Below are 17,748 nucleotides of genomic sequence, written 5' to 3'. Positions count from 1 at the left end.
CTATTCTATACCTTTGTACTTTCAAGTCTGACTGACACAAATGTTAGCAATAAATTAATTGAGGATGCCCCATGAAAAAAGCAACGCTCGTTATTGGCGTAATTGGTGCCGACTGCCATGCGGTTGGCAACAAGGTTCTGGATCGCGTTTTTACCACCCATGACTTTCGGGTGATCAACCTCGGCGTGATGGTCAGTCAGGATGAGTACATTGATGCCGCGATCGAAACCGGGGCCGATGCCATTGTTGTCTCCTCTATTTACGGTCACGGCGATATTGACTGTCTCGGCTTACGTGAACGCTGCATCGAGCGTGGGGTTGGTGAGATTTTACTTTATGTCGGGGGCAACCTCGTGGTCGGCAAACATGATTTTGCTGAAATAGAGCACAAATTTATAGACATGGGCTTTGACCGTGTTTTTTCTCCGAGTCACGATTTGGAAGACGTTTGTGAATTAATTGCCACCGACATTAACAATAAATTAACTAATTGCCCTCCACAGCCAGAAGAGGTTGTGTGATGCGTACGGTATCCGTTGATATTGGTTCAACCTGGACCAAGGCTGCTCTTTTTGAAATAAGCGGTAATAACGCCCTCAGACTTCTTAATCAGGCGGTCACACCTACCACTACCCGACATCTTGCCGACGGTTTTTTTGCCAACCTCAACCAGCTGCTGGAGGTCAAGGATGCCAGACCGCTGCTGAGACGCGGCGACGTTACGCTTAAATACTCCTCTTCGGCTAAAGGTGGACTGGCCGTCGCCGCAATGGGTTTAGTGCCCTCTATTACCCTTGAAGCAGCGAAGGTGACTGCCCATTCAGCCGGGGCTAAAATCACCGACTATTACTCCTACAAGCTGACACCACAGGATATACGCCAGCTTGAGACCGCCTCGCCCGATATTCTGCTGTTCGCCGGAGGAACAGATGGCGGAGAGACGCGCTATGGCCTGCACAATGCACGGCTGCTCGCTGCGTCCGGACTGGAGTGCGCGATTGTCTACGCCGGCAATCGTGATATTCAATTTGAAGTTGAACAACTACTGGCTCATAAGCAGCTCACCGTGGTGGATAACATTCTGCCCGAGCTGGATTCACCTAATCCCCTCCCCGCCCGTCAGGCGATCTGTGACATTTTCCTCTCTCACATCGTGAAAGGAAAAGGGCTGGATGTCATCGTTGACGAGACAGGCGAAGCCCCTATGCCTACGCCGTGGACGGTGTTTGAGCTGGTTAAGTTGATGAGCCAGCATGATGATGCCTGGCAGTCGTTCATGCTGATTGATATGGGCGGCGCAACCACTGACGTCTACTCCGCCTGCACCAATACCCTCCCTCCGGATACCGTTCTACACGGCCTGCCTGAGCCCTTTATCAAACGCACCGTTGAGGGCGATTTAGGAATGCGGGTCTCTGCTGCGGTAGTGGGCGAAAGTGCCAGAGCACTTATCGATACGCTTTTTGCCTCGCAGCCCGACTTGCACACCGCGTTCTATCGCTATCTCGACAAACTTGTTGCCTGCCCCGGCTCCCTGCCTGCAGGCCCTGAAGAGCAGCGCTTCGATACCTTGCTGGCCGGGCTCTGCGTAGCCTATGCCAGTGAACGCCATGCGGGAACAAAAAAAGCGGTAGCTACCTGCGTGGGGACAGTCGATCTGCAAACCGGGCGCGATCTAACTCCCGTACGCAAAGTTGTCGGCTCCGGCGGCTGGCTATCGCGCGCAGCGTCATTTGATATTCACCGCTGGCTTAAATATCGCGATCTTGATGCTCGCGGCAACCGGATCCTGCTGCCCGCGCAGTTTGATTACTACCGTGATGAAAAAGGCCTGATCCCCCTGCTGGCTAATGCCGCAAGACTCTATCCCCAGGCGGCTGCGCTCGCCAGCATTCACTGTTTAACCCCAAACCCAAGGTAGCAACGAATGGAACTCAGCAATAAAAAGATAACCCATGACGATTTTATGTCTGAGCGGCAAGGCGTTCTGGACACCTGGCCTACCGGGAAAGACGTTACCCATTTTGAAGATGGCGTAAAGTACCAGCAGACCATCCCGGAGGCCAAAAACTTCGCCCGTGCGCTGCGCATAGCGGATGAGGAGGGCATTACTCTCAGCCAGCCTCGTGCCGGCGTGGCGCTGCTGGACGAGCATATTGCGCTGCTTAAAGTACTTGAGCAGGAGTGCGATCTGCTGCCCACCACCATTGATGCCTACACCCGCCTGAACCGCTACGAAGAGGCCGCGGTGGGCATTCAAAAATCGATCGAAGCAGGCACCTCAAAACTTAATGGTTTACCGGTCGTTAACCACGGCGTTGCTGCCTGCCGTCGCTTGACCGAATCGTTGCAGAAACCGCTCCAGGTGAGGCACGGGACCCCTGATGCCCGGCTGCTGGCTGAGATCTCCATCGCTAGCGGGTTTACCAGCTATGAAGGGGGCGGCATCTCCTACAACATTCCCTACGCAAAACGCGTCACGCTCGAAAAATCCCTGCGCGACTGGCAGTACTGCGATCGCCTGATTGGCCTGTATGAAGAGCATGGCATCCGCATTAACCGCGAACCTTTTGGCCCCCTGACCGGCACGCTGATCCCGCCGTTTATGTCGCACGCGGTTGCCATCATTGAAGGCTTACTGGCACTGGAGCAGGGTGTGCGCTCCATTACGGTTGGCTATGGCCAGGTGGGCAGCCTTACGCAGGACGTTGCCGCCATTAAAGCGCTGCGCGAACTCTCTCATGACTATTTCCGCCAGCAAGGCTATGAAGATTATGAGCTCAGTACCGTCTTCCATCAGTGGATGGGCGGCTTCCCGGAGGATGAAGCAAAAGCGTTTTCCGTGATCGCCTGGGGCGCTGCCGTCGCCGGCATGGCGGGCGCAACCAAAGTCATTACCAAAAGCCCACATGAAGCCTTCGGCATTCCTACCGCTGCCGCTAATGCCCAGGGGCTTAAGGCATCGCGCCAGATGCTTAACATGGTTCGCGATCAGCCCTTCCCAGCTTGTCATGCCGTCGATCTTGAGGTTGAACTCATCAAACGCGAAGTGCGTGCCGTACTGGACCACGTCTTTGCTCTCGGTAAAGGGGATATCGCCCGCGGTACGGTGCTGGCCTTTGAAGCTGGCGTACTGGACATCCCTTTCGCTCCGGCAGCCTGTAACGCAGGCAAGATGACGCCGGTACGCGACAACGCTGGCGCTATCCGCATCTTAGAGGCCGGTGCCGTTCCGCTACCGGATGACATCCTGGCTATGCATCACGACTTTGTTGCCGCGCGCGCCAGCGTTGAACGCCGCCCCGCCTCATTCCAGATGGTGGTTGACGATATCAATGCCGTATCCCACAGCAAGTTAATAGGAAGACCAGAATGAAAATTAAACAGGCAATTTTTACCGCAGGTTACTCCTCCTTCTACTTTGACGATCAGCAGGCCATTAAAGACGGCGCAGGCCATGACGGCTTTATCTATACCGGTCAACCGGTAACGCCGGGCTTTACCTCAGTGCGCCAGGCCGGTGAGTGTGTCTGCGTGCAGCTGATCCTGGAGAACGGGGCCGTTGCCGTGGGAGACTGTGCGGCGGTGCAGTACTCTGGAGCCGGTGGGCGCGACCCGCTCTTCCTGGCAGCAACCTTTATTCCGTGGCTCAACGATCATATTAAGCCGCTACTGGAGGGCCGCGACGTACAGGCTTTCCTGCCCAATGCCCGCTTTTTTGACACACTGCGCATCGAGGGTAAACCGCTGCATACCGCCGTACGCTATGGCCTCTCGCAGGCACTGCTGGACGCTGCCGCGCTAGCAACGGGCCGACTCAAAGCAGAGGTTATCGCCGACGAATGGCAGCTGCCGACGATTGCCGAGCCGATCCCGCTGTTTGGCCAGAGCGGAGATGACCGCTACATCGCCGTCGATAAAATGATCCTCAAGGGCGTTAACGTCCTGCCCCATGCGCTGATTAACAACGTTGAAGAGAAGCTAGGCCATGACGGTGAGAAGCTGCGCGAATATGTGCGCTGGTTGGCAAACCGTGTGATGACGTTACGTACCAGTCCGCGTTACCACCCTACGCTACACATTGATGTCTACGGCACTATCGGCCTTATCTTCAGCCAGGATCCACAGCGCTGTGCGCACTATATCGCCAGCCTGGAGAAAGAGACGCAGGGTCTGCCGCTCTATATTGAGGGGCCGGTTGATGCAGGTAACAAAGCCGATCAGATCTTTCTCCTGACGGCAATCACACGCGAGCTGACGAAGCTCGGCTCTGGGGTCAAAATCGTTGCCGACGAGTGGTGTAACACCTATCAGGATATCGTCGACTTTACCGACGCTGGCAGCTGTCACATGGTGCAAATCAAGACGCCCGATCTGGGCAGTATCCACAACATTGTTGATGCGGTGCTCTACTGCAACAAGCATGGCATGGAGGCCTACCAGGGCGGCACCTGTAATGAAACAGAGGTGAGCGCCAGAACCTGCGTGCATGTCGCCCTCGCCGCCCGCCCCATGCGCATGCTAGTCAAACCCGGCATGGGATTTGACGAGGGTCTTAATATTGTCTTTAACGAAATGCAGCGCACCCTTGCGCTCCTGCAGGCAAAGGGATAAGCGATGGCTAAGACCTTTAAGATCCTGTCGCCGACCGCCATCCTCGGCTACGGCTTTCCAGAAGAGAGCTTTTTAAGCGCGCTGGCTGAATCCCCGGATCTGATCGCCGTGGATGCAGGTTCGTCCGATCCGGGCCCGCACTATCTCGGCGCGGGAAAGCCTTTTACCGATCGCGCCGGAGTGAAGCGTGACCTGCGCTATATGATCTCAGCCGGGGTTAAACAGGGCATCCCGGTGGTTATCGGCACGGCGGGCGGCTCGGGTGCAGCTCCCCATCTCGCGTGGTGTCGTGAGATCGTGCTAGAGATTGCCCGTGAAGAGCAGCTCTCATTCACTCTGGCAACTATCCCCGCCGATGTCGACAAGCAGATCGTTCATCAGGCGCTGGATGCGGGCAACATCACGGCCCTCGACTTTGTGCCGCCGTTAACCCATCAGGATATTGATGACAGCACCTCTATTGTCGCGCAGATGGGCATAGAGCCTTTCCAGCGGGCGCTGGCAGCCGGGGCACAGGTAGTATTAGGCGGACGCGCTTACGATCCTGCCTGTTTTGCGGCTCTGCCCATCATGCAGGGCTTTGACGAGGGGCTGGCGCTGCACTGCGGGAAGATCCTTGAATGCGCCGCGATTGCCGCTACGCCAGGTTCGGGATCGGACTGCGCTATGGGGATCCTCGACGACAAGGGCTTCACCCTGAAAGTGTTTAACCCCAAGCGGAAGTTTACCGAAACCTCTGCGGCAGCCCATACGCTGTATGAAAAGTCTGACCCCTATTTTCTGCCGGGTCCTGGCGGCGTGCTTAATTTGCAGGCCTGCACTTTTAAAGCGGTCAATGAGCGAGAGGTCTACGTCAGCGGCTCCCGCCACGAGACCACGCCCTACCGGCTAAAACTGGAGGGCGCCCGGCGGGTGGGCTCCCGCTGCCTGACCATTGCGGGGGTCCGCGATCCCATTATGATCGCCGGGATTGAAACCATCCTGGAAGAGGTTAAGTCCAGCGTCGTCAGCAATCTGAGCCTTAATGCGCAAGAGATCCGTATTACCTTCCATCTCTATGGCAAAAATGGCGTGATGGGCGAGCATGAGCCGGTACCGCAGGCCGCACACGAGCTGGGGATCGTTCTCGACGTGGTAGCCCCGGACCAGCAGCTTGCTAACAGCGTCTGCTCGCTGGTGCGCTCAACGCTGCTGCACTATGGCTACGAAGGCAGGATAGCTACGGCGGGTAACCTGGCATTCCCCTTTTCGCCCTCGGATGTCCCTTGCGGGCCGGTCTATGAGTTCTCTGTCTACCACCTTATTGAGGCCAGCGAGGCGCTGCAGTTCCCCTTCGTCCTTGAGCAGATCACGCCGGAAGGAGTAGTGGCATGAAACAGTCCATTCGTTCGTTGGCCTTAGTTATTCGCTCTAAAAACGCCGGACCCTATGAGCTGGTGCTGGATATTCTCTTCAAACAGCAAAGCGACTATCTGGCGGTGAAAGCCTCGGGGCAGTTTACCGCGCAGCTGATTGCAGATCTGTACAACCTTGATCAACGGCAGATCCCCCGCCTTATCTGGTTCGATCCGGCGAACGCTGTCAAAGCCATTTTACCGAGAAGTACCGTTTCAGGTAACAGAGGAGACAACGACGTATATGGCGCTCAGCAGCACGCGCCGTTATTAAACATCGTTTTAGATATTTAACAGAAATAACAATAACTCTCCACGGGTACGCCGCTGCGTACCCCTTTCTAAAACTTGCTGGTCATTAGAAAAAATTGAAAACCTAATCTTCGCGCTACCAGCGCCTCAATCCGATGGAGTGACAATGAAGTCGAAAAGCTTAACCACGATGATTATCGCGGGTCTGGTACTGGGTATTATTGCCGGATTTTTTGTTAATATGGTTGCCTCACCTGCGACGGCTAAAGCCTACTCACAGGACATATCTATCCTAACCGCGATATTTCTGCGCTTAATAAAAATGATTATTGCGCCGTTAATTATCTCTACGCTGGTCGTTGGGATAGCAAAAATGGGCGATGCAACAACGCTAGGGCGAATTTTTTCCAAGACCCTGTTTCTGTTTATCTGCGCCTCGCTAATCTCCATTGCTTTAGGCCTGATTATTGTCAATATTTTCCAGCCCGGTGTCGGAATTAACTTTGTTGCCCATGATGCTGCCGGCGTCGCTGCGCTAAAGGCTGAACCGTTTACTTTTAAGGTCTTTATTTCGCACGCTATTCCCACCAGTATCGTTGACGCCATGGCACGCAACGAAGTGCTGCAGATCGTTGTCTTCTCTATTTTCTTAGGCTGCGGGCTGGCGGCTATAGGCGATAAGGGTGCTCCCATCGTCCATGTACTGGACTCGCTGGTTGAGGTAATGCTCAAAATTACCGGCTACGTTATGCTCTTCGCCCCCTTTACGGTGTTTGCCGCTATCTCCGCCATGATCGCAGAGCGCGGGCTGAGCGTGCTGGTTAGCGCCGGTATCTTTATGGGCGAGTTTTATATGACGCTCGCGCTGCTATGGGTGATTTTAATCGGCGCTTCTTTCGCCATTATTGGTCCCTGCGTTATCCGCTTAACCCGGGGGATCTCCGAGCCTGCCCTGCTGGCATTTACCACCTCCAGTTCAGAAGCAGCCTTTCCCGGCACGCTGAAGGCGCTGGAAAAGTTTGGCGTCTCGCCAAAAATTGCCAGCTTTGTCCTGCCGATTGGCTACTCATTTAACCTCGTCGGCTCGATGGCGTACTGCTCCTTCGCCACCATCTTTATCGCCCAGGCGTGCAATATTCACCTTGGCATGGGGGAGCAGATCACCATGCTGCTTATCCTGATGCTGACATCTAAAGGCATGGCCGGGGTGCCGCGCGCCTCGCTGGTGGTTATCGCCGCTACCCTCAATCAGTTCAATATTCCTGAAGCCGGGTTAATTCTACTGATGGGTGTCGATCCCTTCCTTGATATGGGCCGCTCCGCCACCAACGTAATGAGCAACGCCATGGGTGCTGCCCTTGTTAGCCGCTGGGAGGGTGAACACTTTGGCGAAGGATGCCGTGGAAAAGCGTCCCAGCCTGCAGAGACATTAAGGAGCGAAAATGTTTAATAACATCTTAAAAAGTGTGTTAGCGACGCTACTGCTATTAAGCGTGGCTGCTTCAGCTAACTCCGTTGATTATAATGTGCTGATCAAGCAGGCGCACCAGCAGTACAAAACAGCAAATGAAGGAAAAGTAGCTGATTATATTCCAGCACTTGCTGCCTATAGTCCCGATAATTTTGCCATTGCCATCGTGACCGCTGATGGCAAAGTTTACGCTACCGGTGATAGCGATAAAACCTTCCCGCTTGAGTCAATTAGTAAAGTATTTACCCTTGCGTTAGTCATGGAACAGCGCGGAAGCGATGAGGTACTGGCAAAGCTTGGTGCTAATGCTACGGGATTACCCTTTAACTCTGCCCTGGCAGTAGAGTTGAATCCTGGCGAACCGCAAAACCCACTGGTCAACGCAGGCGCAATCAGCACCGTTAGCCTGGTTAAAGCAGAGAATAAAACCGAACGCTGGCACAGGATCCTCAATAATCTTAGTGCTTATGCCGATGCCAACCTGACAGTCAACGAGCCAGTATTTGCTTCAGAAATGGCAACTAATCAACACAACCAGGCGCTGGCTCAACTGATGTTGTCCTATGACGTTTTTTATGGCGATCCCCGCGAGGCGGTAGAGATTTATACCCGTGAGTGTTCGGTTGACGTTAACGTTATTCAATTGGCAAAAATGGGGGCGGTTCTTGCAAACCAGGGTAGATCGCCTTTTAACGGCAAACAGCTACTCAACGCGAAATATGTCCCTCAGGTGCTGGCAGAAATGGCTATTGCTGGCTTATACGATGGCAGCGGTAAATGGCTTTATACAGCGGGCATACCGGCTAAAAGCGGTGTCAGTGGAGGAATGGTTGCCGTGGTGCCGGGGAAATTCGCCATTGCCGTTTATTCGCCGCCTCTTGATAGAGCAGGCAATAGCGTTCGTGGACAAAAAGTTATCCGCCATATTGCCGATGCAACGCGGGCTAGCCTGTTTACCCATATGCAATAAATACTACCGCGCGCCAGCGCGGTCTAATCCTCTCTATACATGAGAACTAAAAATGGCTAAACCTTTTATCTGGCAAGAACCTTTTCCACATGATAAGGATCCAACCGAGTATTATCTTTTTAGCGACCAGTATGTGTCGGTCAACGAAGCAGATAATAAAACCCTTATTAGCGTAGAGCCGCAGGGATTAACGCTGCTGGCGAAGCAGGCTTTTTATGAGGCCTCTTTTTTCTTACGCAGCGCGCATATTAAGCAGGTTGCGTCGATCCTGCACGATCCGGAAGCCAGCGACAACGATCGCTACGTTGCCCTGCAACTCCTGCGCAATGCCGAGGTTTCGGCCAAAGGGGTTCTGCCTAACTGCCAGGATACCGGCACTGCGACCATCGTGGCCGAAAAGGGGCAGTCGATCTGGACCGGCAACAACGATGCTGAGGCGTTAAGCCAGGGGATCTATGAAACTTTTCAGGAAAATAGCCTACGCTACTCACAAAACGCCCCGCTGGATATGTACAGCGAGGTGAATACCGGTACTAACCTTCCTGCGCAGATTGATATCGCAGCAACCTCAGGGGAGGAGTATAAATTTCTGTTTATTAATAAGGGCGGCGGCTCTGCTAACAAGACAGCGCTGTTTCAGGAGACCCGGTCTATTCTTGATCCAGAAAAGCTTATTCCCTTCTTAGTAGCCAAAATGCAGGCTCTCGGCACCGCCGCCTGTCCGCCATACCATATTGCCTTCGTCGTGGGTGGCACCTCTGCCGACCAGGCCTTGAAAGTTGCTAAACTGGCATCAACAAAGTATTACGATACGCTGCCCACCAGCGGCAACGAGCTTGGGCAGGCTTTTCGCGATCTGCACCTGGAGTCAACGCTGCTTAACGCCAGCCGTGAGCTGGGCATCGGTGCGCAGTTTGGCGGTAAATATTTTGCCCACGACATCCGGGTCATTCGTCTGCCACGTCACGGTGGCTCGTGCCCGATTGCGCTAGCCCTCTCCTGCTCCGCCGACCGTAATATCAAAGCTAAAATTAATCGTCATGGGATCTGGCTGGAGAAGCTGGAGCGCGATCCGGGACGATTTATCCCTGAGAAGCTACGCGTTCCTCACCACACCAACGAAATCAGAATTGATTTGAACCGGCCGCTAAATGAAGTCATGACCGAGCTTTCGCGCCATCCGGTGGGCACACGCGTTTCCCTGAGCGGGCCTCTGATTGTCGCCCGGGATATCGCCCACGCCAGGCTAAAAGCCCGGCTTGATGCAGGTGTGGCCCTGCCGGAGTATATGAAGAACTATATTGTTTACTACGCTGGCCCCGCTAAAACGCCGGAGGGCGGCACGGCAGGATCTCTGGGGCCAACAACCGGTGGCCGGATGGACAGTTATGTCGATGCCTTTCAGACCGCAGGCGGAAGCCTGGTGATGCTATCGAAAGGTAATCGCAGCCAGCAGGTTACCGACGCCTGCGCCAGACACGGTGGATTTAATCTGGGTAGCATCGGTGGCGCAGCGGCGCTGCTGGCGCAGGAGTATGTCAAGAGTTTACGCTGCGTGGAGTATGGCGAACTGGGCATGGAGGCGGTATGGATGATGGAGGTACAAAATATGCCTGCTTTTATCCTGGTGGATGACAAAGGTAACAACTTTTATCAGCAGTTTGAACAGCATCACTGCTGCCACCACTGCCCGTCACAGAGTCTGAAGTAGCGCATGCCGCTCGACCGCTGACTGTTTGAGCAACCAGTCGCGGAAGAGTGGCATTCCGCCTGACTCCACGCCGTCGTCCCGCCAGGTCAAAATAAAGCGGTTGCCGGTACGCATGGGCACGTCGCAGGGAATAACCATGCTGCCGTTATCAAGATCGTGCTGGACGGAAAAGCGCGGCAGCAACGCGACGCCCAGCCGCGAGTGAACAGCCGCAATCAGCATCGAGATAAGATCAAAACGCGGCCCCTGCTTTACTCTGGGGCTGCTGATACCGGAGAGGGCGAACCACTCGACCCAGCTCTCAATACGCGTGCTCTGATGCAGCAGCGTAAAGTTATCAAGCAGGCGCTCGACCGTTATCTTTCTCCCGGCGTAACCCGGTAACGTTCTGCTGCAAACCGGCAGCAGCGCCTCCTCAAAGAGAGAGTCGACCCGCGCCAGGGGGGCGCAGAAATCTTCCCGCATGATGACCGCATCATAGTTTCTGTTAAGAAAATCACCTACGCTTGCCAGCGAGTTAATATTTATGACGACGTCGGGATAGCTTTTATTAAATTCTCCAAGCTTTGGAATAAGCCAGTGGGTGCTTAACGTTGGATTAACCGCCAGCTCTATGACCCGTGAGGTTGGCTGCCAGGTCATAATAGCATGCGTGTCACGCTCGAATTTATTTAATGTATCCCGCACCATGTCGAGATAATATCTCCCTGCGTCATTGAGGAAAATACGCTTTTTAGCATGGCTGAACAGCTCGGTATTAAGAAATGCCTCCAGCGCTGCCATCTGGCGAAATACCGCACTCTGCGTCAACGCCAGCTCTTCTGCCGCACGGGTATAGCTCTCATGTCGCGCTACGGCCTCGAACGTAATCAATAGCTCTGTTTTCGGTAACTTCCCTCGCATACCCCCTCCCTGCTGCTTTTGAGCGATATCCTACCACTCCTTATCATTACGCCCGAACTGTTAGCAAAAATATTCGTCATATCGTGATCGCTATCGATTATTTCTTCGGACATATTTGAGAAAGATATAATATTTTAAAAAACATTTATGCCAACAATAAAAAAGGCCACCTTGCGGTGGCCAACCATGTCGAGATTTTTTTATTTACTTAATAATAGATTTCAGCGCTTCGCCAATATCAGCCAGGCTACGCACGGTTTTCACCCCTGCGGCTTCCAGCGCGGCAAATTTCTCGTCTGCTGTGCCTTTACCACCGGCGATGATCGCCCCTGCGTGACCCATACGCTTGCCTTTTGGCGCGGTCACGCCGGCAATGTAGCCGACAACCGGTTTGGTCACATGATCTTTGATATAAGCAGCTGCTTCTTCTTCTGCACTGCCACCGATCTCACCGATCATAACAATCGCTTCGGTCTGCGGGTCAGCTTCGAACAGCTTCAGAATATCGATAAAGTTAGAGCCAGGGATCGGGTCACCGCCGATACCAACGCAGGTAGACTGGCCGAAGCCGTAGTCGGTGGTCTGCTTAACCGCTTCATAGGTCAGCGTACCGGAGCGGGAAACGATGCCTACTTTACCCGGCTGGTGGATGTGGCCCGGCATGATGCCGATTTTGCACTCGCCTGGGGTGATCACACCCGGGCAGTTTGGACCGATCATCCGCACGCCTGCTTCATCCAGCTTCACTTTTACCGTCAGCATATCCAGAGTCGGGATACCTTCGGTAATGGTGATGATGAGCTTAATGCCTGCATCGATGGCTTCCAGAATCGAGTCTTTACAGAATGGAGCCGGAACATAGATCACAGTGGCGGTTGCGCCAGTGGCTTCAACGGCTTCACGCACGGTGTTGAACACCGGCAGACCGAGGTGCGTGGTGCCGCCCTTGCCTGGGGTCACGCCGCCAACCATCTGCGTACCATAGGCGATAGCCTGCTCTGAGTGGAAGGTCCCCTGGCTACCGGTGAAGCCCTGGCAGATTACCTTTGTATTTTTGTCGATCAGAATGGACATTATTTCCCCTCCACTGCGGCAACAACCTGCTGTGCTGCGTCCGTCAGACTTTTCGCTGCGATAATGTTCAGGCCACTGTCAGCCAGTTTTTGTGCGCCCAGTTCGGCGTTGTTCCCTTCCAGACGAACCACGACCGGAACGTTAACGCCTACCTCTTCCACCGCACCAATGATACCGTCGGCAATCAGGTCGCAGCGCACGATACCGCCGAAAATGTTAACCAGTACGGCTTTCACTTTATCGTCGGAGAGAATGATTTTGAACGCTTCTGTGACGCGCTCTTTGGTTGCGCCGCCGCCCACGTCAAGGAAGTTAGCCGGTTCGCCGCCGTGCAGCTTAACGATATCCATGGTGCCCATTGCCAGGCCCGCACCGTTAACCATGCAGCCGATGTTGCCGTCGAGGGCAACGTAGTTCAGCTCCCACTGTGCCGCCTGTGATTCACGGGCGTCTTCCTGAGAGTGGTCGCGCATCTGGCGCAGATCCGGCTGGCGGAACAGCGCGTTGCCGTCAGCGCCCAGTTTGCCGTCGAGGCAGATCAGGTCGCCCTGCTTGGTGATCACCAGCGGGTTGATCTCGATCAGCGCGAGGTCGCGCTCAAGGAAGATGGTCGCCAGACCCATAAAGATTTTGGTGAACTGCTGAACCTGCTTACCTTCCAGGCCCAGTTTAAATGCCAGCTCGCGTCCCTGGTACGGCATTGGGCCGGCCAGCGGATCGAGAGCGACTTTGTGGATCAGGTGCGGCGTCTCTTCCGCCACTTTTTCAATTTCCACGCCGCCTTCGGTAGAGGCCATGAACACTACGCGACGAGAGCTGCGGTCAACAACCGCGCCCAGATAGAGCTCTTTATCGATATCGGTCGCAGCTTCTACCAGGATCTGGTTAACCGGCTGGCCGTTGGCATCCGTTTGGTAGGTCACCAGACGCTTGCCCAGCCAGTGCTCAGCAAACGCACGGATCTCTTCTTTGCTGTGAACGACTTTAACGCCGCCCGCTTTACCGCGGCCACCGGCGTGTACCTGGCACTTGACTACCCACGGGCCGCTGCCGATTTTAGAGGCGGCTTCTTCTGCTTCGCGTGGCGTATTGCAGGCATAGCCTACCGGCGCGGGTAAACCGTAGCGGGCAAACAGCTGTTTTGCCTGGTATTCATGTAAGTTCATCTGTTCCGTCCATTTTTCAGGTAATCGTCAGGTCATGATTTTATCGGCCCGGCGAACTATGCGCCGCCGGGCAAGCGTGCGAAAACTACACGTCCAGCAGCAGACGGGTCGGATCTTCCAGCAGCTCTTTGATGGCCACGAGGAAGCCTACCGATTCACGGCCATCAATCAGACGGTGATCGTAGGAGAGCGCCAGGTACATCATCGGCAGGATCTCTACTTTGCCATCCACCGCCATCGGGCGATCTTTGATTGCGTGCATGCCAAGAATGGCGCTCTGCGGCGGGTTGATAATCGGCGTAGACATCAGCGAGCCGAAGACGCCGCCGTTGGTGATGGTGAAGTTACCGCCGGTCAGATCTTCAACGGTCAGCTTGCCGTCACGGCCTTTGATCGCCAGCTCTTTGATGCGCTTCTCGATGTCGGCCATGCCCAGCGCATCGACGTCACGCAGCACCGGGGTCACCAGACCACGCGGGGTGGAGACCGCCATGCTGACGTCGAAGTAGTTGTGGTAGACCACATCTTCGCCATCGATGGAGGCGTTCACTTCCGGATAGCGTTTCAGCGCTTCAACAACGGCTTTCACGTAGAAAGACATAAAGCCCAGACGGATACCGTGACGCTTCTCGAAGGCGTCGCCGTACTGCTTGCGCAGATCCATGATTGGCTTCATGTTCACTTCGTTGAAGGTGGTCAGCATCGCGGTGGAGTTTTTTGCCTCCAGCAGACGCTCGGCCACGCGCTTGCGCAGACGGGTCATCGGCACGCGTTTCTCGGAACGGTTGCCCGCTACCGGGGTAACAGAAGGGGCGGCAGCGGCAGTAGCCGGTGCTTTCTCTTCGGTTGCGGTTGCCGTTGACGATTTCGCCAGATGCTTCTCAACGTCTTCACGGGTCAGACGGCCGCCGACGCCGGTGCCTTTAATGGCGTTAGCATCAAGGGTGTGTTCTGCCAGCAGACGACGGATCGCCGGGCTTAACGCCTCGTTGTTCTGCTCTTCGAGAGACGCCTGCTGACGCTGAGCCGGAGTCGACTCTTTGCTTTCAGATTTCGCGCTGCTCTCTTTACCGTTGCTGTTGCCTTCACGCAGGCGGCCAAGGATCTGGCGAGAGGTCACCGTGGTGCCCTCCTCTTCCAATACGGCATCCAGGATGCCGTCCGCTGACGCCGGTACTTCCAGTACCACTTTATCAGTTTCGATCTCTACCAGAACTTCATCACGTTGGACGCTATCGCCCGGTTTTTTATGCCAGGTGGCCACGGTCGCATCGGCTACGGACTCAGGCAGGTCAGGAACAAGAATATCTACGCTACTCATTATTTATCCTTTAATTAATCGACGTTCAGCGCGTCGTTAACCAGATCTTGCTGCTGCTTCTGGTGAACGGACATATAGCCTACCGCCGGAGAGGCAGAGGCCGGGCGACCTGCATAACGCAGAGCGGACCCAAACGGAATCACTTCACGGAAATGATGCTGGCTACAGTACCATGCGCCCTGGTTCAGCGGCTCTTCCTGGCACCAGACAAAATCATGTACGTGGGCATAAGGTTTTAACGCTTCCTGCACCGACTGATGCGGGAACGGATACAGCTGTTCAATACGCACAATGGCGACGTCTTTCTGGTCGTTCTTACGGCGCTGCTCAAGCAGGTCGTAATAAACCTTACCAGAACAGAGGACAACGCGCTTAACGCCTTGCGGATCAAGATCGTCAACCTCACCGATGGCCGGCATGAAGGTGCCGTTTGCCAGCTCGTCGAGCGTCGATACTGCCAGCGGATGGCGCAGCAGAGACTTCGGCGACATCACCACCAGCGGACGGCGCATACCGCGCAGCGCCTGACGGCGGATCATGTGGTAAACCTGCGCCGGCGTGGACGGCACGCAAACCTGCATGTTCTGCTCAGCGCAGAGTTGCAGATAGCGCTCCAGACGTGCAGAGGAGTGCTCCGGACCCTGGCCTTCGTAGCCGTGCGGCAGCAGCATCACCAGACCGCACATACGGCCCCACTTCTGCTCGCCGGAGGAGATGAACTGGTCGATCACCACCTGCGCACCGTTAGCGAAGTCACCAAACTGCGCTTCCCAGATGGTCAGGGTGCGCGGCTCGGCGGTGGCATAGCCATATTCGAACGCCAGTACCGCCTCTTCAGAGAGCACCGAGTCCCAGACGCGGAAGGTGCCCTGCGAATTGTGAACGTGGTGCAGCGGCGTGTAGGTAGAGCCGTTAGCCTGGTTATGGATCACCGCATGACGGTGGAAGAAGGTGCCACGACCGCTGTCTTCCCCAGACAGACGTACCGCAATCCCTTCGTCTACCAGCGTAGCGTAGGCCAGGTTTTCCGCGCCGCCCCAGTCAAAGAGCTTCTCGCCTGCGGCCATCGCCTGGCGGTCACCGTAGATTTTCGCTACGCGCGACTGCATTTCGATAGCGTCTGGTACGGTACTGATACGCTTCGCCAGCTCCTGGACGCGCTTCATCTCTACCTTGTTCGGGTAGCTCTCGTCCCACTCGTGGTTCAGGTACGGTGACCAGGTAAAGGAGTGCATGTTCATTGGACGCCACTCTTTTACTACGCACTCACCGGCATCGAGCATGTCGCGGTAGAGGTTGACCATTTCGGTGGCATCTTCCAGAGAGGCGACCTTCTCCTGCTCCAGACGGTCAGCGTAGATTTTACGCGGCGTCGGGTGCTTTTTGATCTTCTGGTACATCAGCGGCTGGGTTGCGCTTGGCTCGTCGGCTTCGTTGTGGCCGTGACGGCGGTAGCATACCAGGTCAATAAAGACGTCGCGCTTAAAGGTGTTACGGAAATCCAGCGCGAGGCGGGTAACAAAGGCCACTGCTTCCGGATCGTCAGCGTTAACGTGGAAGATCGGTGCCTGCACCATTTTACCGATATCGGTGCAGTACGGCGTAGAGCGCGCATCAAGCGGGTTAGAGGTGGTGAAGCCTACCTGGTTGTTGATGACGATACGCACCGTGCCGCCCACTTCGTAGCCGCGGGCTTTGGACATGTTCAGCGTTTCCTGCACCACGCCCTGTCCGGCTACCGCCGCATCGCCGTGAATGGTGATTGGCAGGACTTTGCTGCTGCTTGGCTCATCAAGGCGGTCGATACGTGCACGCACGGAGCCCATTACTACCGGGCTGACGATCTCCAGGTGCGACGGGTTAAACGCCAGCGCCAGGTGAACCAAACCGCCCTCGGTTTCGATATCGGACGAGAAGCCCATGTGGTACTTCACGTCGCCGGTGCCAAGGTGCTCTTTATGCTTGCCTGCAAACTCGTCGAACAGATCCTGAGTCTTTTTACCCAACACGTTAATCAGAACGTTGAGACGACCACGGTGTGCCATACCCAGCACCACTTCACGGGTGCCGCTCTTACCGGCGTGGCGGATCATCTCTTTCAGCATCGGGACAAGGGCATCACCGCCCTCCAGCGAGAAGCGTTTCGCCCCTGGGAATTTCGCCCCCAGATAGCGCTCCATCCCCTCGGCTGCCGTCAGCTCGCTGAGAAAACGTTTTTTCTCTTCAGCGCTAAAGGCCGCGCGGCCCGCTACGGACTCAATGCGCTGCTGGATCCAACGCTTCTCGTCGGTGCTGGTAATGTGCATATACTCAGCGCCGATAGAGCCGCAGTAGGTCTGCTTCAGGGCGTCGATCAGTTCGCCCAGCGGCATCGTGTCTTTGCCAAAGGCAAAGGAGCCGATGTTAAAGCTCTGCTGCAGATCCGCTTCGGTCAGGTCGTGATAAGCCGGATCGAGATCGGCAACGCGCTCCTGTTGCCACAGTCCCAGCGGATCGAGGTTCGCCTGCTGGTGACCGCGGAAGCGGTAGGCGTTGATGAGCTGCAGGACTTTTACCTGCTTAACGTTGGTATCAGGGTCGGAAAGTGAGGAGGTGTAACGTGAGGCATCCTTCGCCAGACGACGAAAATAATCACGTGTTTTGGAATGAAATTGATCCGGTTTAACGCCGGTGCCAGGCAGCTCCTGGAACATGGAACGCCAGTTTGCGTCTACCGAATCAGGATCGGTTAAGAAGTCTTCATAGAGCTGTTCTATCCAGCTCTGGTTAGACCCAGAGAGGTAAGAAGAGTCCAGCCAGGCTTTCATTGCGCCGTTCTGCATCGTGATCCCTTAAGCATTTGTATGCTTACTTCGCCGTGGATAACTACAAC

The 17,748-nt window shown here is 55.2% G+C and carries 14 protein-coding genes; 9 read left to right on the top strand and 5 right to left on the bottom strand.

Annotated elements, in window-relative coordinates:
- Nucleotides 1–71: 71 nt before the first annotated feature.
- The 9 genes from glmS to NR795_RS02090 all read left to right on the top strand — a co-directional run bounded on the left by glmS (nt 72) and on the right by NR795_RS02090 (nt 10,412).
- Nucleotides 72–521, top strand: coding sequence for a methylaspartate mutase subunit S (glmS, locus tag NR795_RS02130; protein WP_257756945.1), 450 nt, complete (start codon nt 72–74; stop codon nt 519–521).
- On the top strand, nt 521–1,921 hold the full coding sequence (gene glmL, locus NR795_RS02125) for a methylaspartate mutase accessory protein GlmL (RefSeq protein WP_257756944.1): 1,401 nt from the start codon (nt 521–523) through the stop codon (nt 1,919–1,921). Before glmS ends, glmL begins: the two co-directional genes overlap by 1 nt.
- Nucleotides 1,922–1,927: 6 nt before the next feature.
- On the top strand, nt 1,928–3,376 hold the full coding sequence (locus NR795_RS02120) for a methylaspartate mutase subunit E (protein ID WP_257756943.1): 1,449 nt from the start codon (nt 1,928–1,930) through the stop codon (nt 3,374–3,376).
- A complete protein-coding gene (locus NR795_RS02115; protein WP_257756941.1) occupies nt 3,373–4,614 on the top strand; it encodes a methylaspartate ammonia-lyase in 1,242 nt (413 codons plus the stop codon). The genes NR795_RS02120 and NR795_RS02115 overlap by 4 nt, the downstream gene beginning before the upstream one ends.
- A gap of 3 nt (nt 4,615–4,617) precedes the next feature.
- Nucleotides 4,618–5,988 (top strand): DUF1446 domain-containing protein, encoded by a 1,371-nt coding sequence (locus tag NR795_RS02110; protein ID WP_257756940.1) that lies wholly within the window; start codon nt 4,618–4,620, stop codon nt 5,986–5,988.
- Complete coding sequence (locus NR795_RS02105) at nt 5,985–6,302, top strand: DUF4387 domain-containing protein (RefSeq protein WP_144813505.1); 318 nt, start codon at nt 5,985–5,987, stop codon at nt 6,300–6,302. Before NR795_RS02110 ends, NR795_RS02105 begins: the two co-directional genes overlap by 4 nt.
- Before the next feature lie 124 nt (nt 6,303–6,426).
- Nucleotides 6,427–7,710, top strand: a complete 1,284-nt coding sequence (locus tag NR795_RS02100; protein ID WP_257756939.1) for a dicarboxylate/amino acid:cation symporter — start codon at nt 6,427–6,429, stop codon at nt 7,708–7,710.
- Nucleotides 7,703–8,701, top strand: coding sequence for a glutaminase A (gene glsA, locus NR795_RS02095; RefSeq protein WP_257756938.1), 999 nt, complete (start codon nt 7,703–7,705; stop codon nt 8,699–8,701). The genes NR795_RS02100 and glsA overlap by 8 nt, the downstream gene beginning before the upstream one ends.
- A gap of 52 nt (nt 8,702–8,753) precedes the next feature.
- Nucleotides 8,754–10,412, top strand: coding sequence for a class I fumarate hydratase (locus tag NR795_RS02090; protein WP_257756937.1), 1,659 nt, complete (start codon nt 8,754–8,756; stop codon nt 10,410–10,412).
- On the opposite strand, the gene NR795_RS02085 is transcribed toward NR795_RS02090, so the two are convergent.
- The 5 genes from NR795_RS02085 to sucA form a co-directional block, all read right to left on the bottom strand.
- Nucleotides 10,395–11,315 carry a LysR substrate-binding domain-containing protein gene (locus tag NR795_RS02085; RefSeq protein WP_257756935.1) on the bottom strand — a complete coding sequence of 307 codons (921 nt, stop codon included), beginning with the start codon at nt 11,313–11,315 and terminating at the stop codon, nt 10,395–10,397. The two genes, NR795_RS02090 and NR795_RS02085, sit on opposite strands and share 18 nt — an antisense overlap.
- 204 nt (nt 11,316–11,519) lie before the next feature.
- Nucleotides 11,520–12,389, bottom strand: a complete 870-nt coding sequence (sucD, locus tag NR795_RS02080; protein WP_144813515.1) for a succinate--CoA ligase subunit alpha — start codon at nt 12,387–12,389, stop codon at nt 11,520–11,522.
- Nucleotides 12,389–13,555, bottom strand: a complete 1,167-nt coding sequence (gene sucC / locus NR795_RS02075; protein WP_042392144.1) for an ADP-forming succinate--CoA ligase subunit beta — start codon at nt 13,553–13,555, stop codon at nt 12,389–12,391. Before sucC ends, sucD begins: the two co-directional genes overlap by 1 nt.
- An 85-nt stretch (nt 13,556–13,640) precedes the next feature.
- Complete coding sequence (gene odhB, locus NR795_RS02070; protein WP_144813517.1) at nt 13,641–14,876, bottom strand: 2-oxoglutarate dehydrogenase complex dihydrolipoyllysine-residue succinyltransferase; 1,236 nt, start codon at nt 14,874–14,876, stop codon at nt 13,641–13,643.
- 14 nt (nt 14,877–14,890) lie between these two features.
- Nucleotides 14,891–17,698, bottom strand: coding sequence for a 2-oxoglutarate dehydrogenase E1 component (sucA, locus tag NR795_RS02065; RefSeq protein ID WP_144813519.1), 2,808 nt, complete (start codon nt 17,696–17,698; stop codon nt 14,891–14,893).
- Between the last annotated feature and the right edge of the window lie 50 nt (nt 17,699–17,748).

This window comes from Pseudescherichia sp. L3 (assembly GCF_024656065.1).
GTDB lineage: Bacteria > Pseudomonadota > Gammaproteobacteria > Enterobacterales > Enterobacteriaceae > Pseudescherichia.
The sequence above is the reverse complement of the archived record's forward strand: the minus strand, read 5'-3'. Positions and strand labels throughout refer to the sequence as shown.